General features: G+C 74.8%; 3 protein-coding genes. 1 reads left to right on the top strand and 2 read right to left on the bottom strand.

Translation table 11 applies throughout. The features are described 5' to 3' along the window. Together ACFV0G_RS38470 and ACFV0G_RS38475 are read right to left on the bottom strand one after the other, a co-directional pair. On the bottom strand, nucleotides 1–352 hold a 352-nt coding region (locus ACFV0G_RS38470; protein ID WP_380558262.1), incomplete at its 3' end, for a heme-binding protein. A 29-nt stretch (nucleotides 353–381) separates the two neighbouring features. Next, nucleotides 382–1,620, bottom strand: a complete 1,239-nt coding sequence (locus ACFV0G_RS38475; protein WP_380558265.1) for an MFS transporter — start codon at nucleotides 1,618–1,620, stop codon at nucleotides 382–384. A gap of 162 nt (nucleotides 1,621–1,782) precedes the next feature. Between ACFV0G_RS38475 and ACFV0G_RS38480 the strand changes: the two genes are divergently transcribed. Then, a complete protein-coding gene (locus ACFV0G_RS38480; RefSeq protein ID WP_380558269.1) occupies nucleotides 1,783–2,256 on the top strand; it encodes a MarR family winged helix-turn-helix transcriptional regulator in 474 nt (157 codons plus the stop codon). Nucleotides 2,257–2,294 lie beyond the last annotated feature (38 nt).

Raw genomic sequence — 2,294 nt, forward strand, 5'->3', positions numbered from 1 at the left:
GTGGCGTTCGGCATCCTGGACCGCACGCCGGGCGCCACGGTCCGGATGGCGTTCGCCCGGGCCTTCCCCGAGGCGCGGTGACCGGCGGGCGGGTCGGCAGGGTGTGGAACGGCCCGCCGGGCTGCACGGCCTCGACCAGTGCGGCGGTCGGCGCGTCCAGCTGGAGCGCGGTGTACGCCTTGCGGGTGCTGGTCTCGCCGGCGATCAGGACGGCCCGGTCGTCGCGGCGGAAGGCCAGCAGGTGGCCGCCGGCGTCCAGCACGGTGGCGGAGATCCGGACGCCCTGCTCGCCGGCCGCGCGGTGGGCCGCGGCGACCAGGCGGTCGGCGTCGTCGGTGGTGAGGGTGGTCATGGCTGCTCCCTGGGCGATCGGTGGTGCGGTCAGTGGTGGACGGCGGTGCGGGCCGCCGGGGCGGGGACGGCGGCCGGCGCGGGGGCGCCGGCGGGGGCTGCGGCGGCGGAGCGGCGCTCCAGTGCGGCGGAGAGCACCGCGAGGCCGAGGGCGGCGGCCGCCATCGCGGCGCCCACCCAGTTCGGCGCGGTGACGCCGAGGCCGGCGGCGATGACGGCGCCGCCGAGCCAGGCGGCCAGTGCGTTGCCGAGGTTGAAGGCGCCGATGTTGACGGCGGAGGCGAGGGTCGGGGCGTCGCCGGTCTGGTCGAGGACGCGCTTCTGCAGCGGCGGGACGGTGGCGAAGCCCAGCGCGCCGATCAGCGGCACGGTCACGGCGGCCAGCACCTTGTCGTGCGCGGTGAAGGAGAACGCGGCCAGCACCACGGCCAGAGCGCCGAGGGTGGTGAACAGCAGCGGCATCAGCCGGCGGTCGGCGTACCGGCCGCCGATCAGGTTGCCGGCCACCATGCCGAGGCCGAAGAGCACCAGCAGCCAGGTGACCGAGCCCTCGGCGTAGCCCGCGGCGCCGGTCATCATCGGCGCGATGTAGGTCACCGCGGCGAAGACGCCGCCGAAGCCGAGCACGGTCATCAGCATCGCCAGCACGACCTGCACGTTGCGGAACGCGGCGATCTCGCGGCGCAGACCGCCGGTCGTCCGGGCGGGTGCCGCCCCGCCGGGCCGGTCGCCGGGGACGAGTGCGGCGATGCCGGCCAGTCCGAGCACGCCCAGGGCGGCGACCAGGACGAAGGTGATCCGCCAGCCGATCTGCTGCCCGACCAGGGTGCCGAGCGGGACACCGACGACGTTCGCCACGGTCAGTCCGGTGAACATCAGCGCGATCGCGCCGGCCTTGCGGCTGGGTGCGACCAGGTCGGCGGCGACCACGGCGCCGATGCCGAAGAAGGCGCCGTGGGCGAGCGAGGCGATGATCCGGCCGGCCAGGACCAGTCCGAACGTGGGGGCGAGGGCGGTCACCAGGTTGCCGGCCACGAAGAGCCCCATCAGCAGCATCAGCATCCGCTTGCGGGGGATCCGGGTGCCGAGGACGGCCAGCAGCGGGGCGCCGACGACGACGCCGAGGGCGTACCCGGTGGTGAGCAGTCCGGCGGTGGGGACGGAGACGCCGAAGTCCTGGGCGACCTGGGGCAGCAGTCCCATGATCACGAATTCCGTGGTGCCGATGCCGAAGGCGCCGATGGCCAGCGCCAGGAGTGCGAGAGGCATGGAGGGCCTTCCGGTGCGGTGCGTGGGCCCGGTCCGCAGGTCGTTGCGGCGAGCGCTTACAGGCTTCGACAGTAATTGCAGACGCCGATAGTTGCAAACGCCGGATATTTCGTTGTGGGGCTACCCTGGGGTCACACGACAGTGAAGGGAGCGAGTGGTCCCATGACGCGACCCGAACCGGCGCTGGCCCACGGCTGGTGCGCCCTGTCCGCCCTGCACGGCCGGATCGAGGCGCACATCGAACGCGCCCTGCAGGCGGAGCACGACCTGAGCGTGCGGGAGTTCTCCGTCCTGGACGTCCTCAGCGAGCAGCACGACGGCGAGGGCGGCCACGTCCGGATGAACCAGCTCGCCGATGCCGTGGTGCTCAGCCAGAGCGCCACCACCCGCCTGGTCACCCGGCTGGAGGACCGCGGCCTGCTGGCCCGCTACCTCTGCCCGACGGACCGCCGCGGCATCTACACCGACGTGACCGACGCCGGCCGGGAACTGCTGGAGCGGGCCCGGCCGACCAACGACCACGCGCTGCGCGAGGCCCTCGACGCCGCGGGCGCCCGTCCCGAGCTGGCGCCGCTGGTGGCCGCCGTCCGCACCCTGGAGTCGGCGGCCGTCCCGGCACCCGCCCCGGCGGGCTGAGCCGCCGCCCGGCGCACCCGCCGCGAACGCCCGAGGGG

Origin of the sequence: Kitasatospora sp. NPDC059571 (genome assembly GCF_042735675.1) — a bacterium.
GTDB lineage: Bacteria > Actinomycetota > Actinomycetes > Streptomycetales > Streptomycetaceae > Kitasatospora.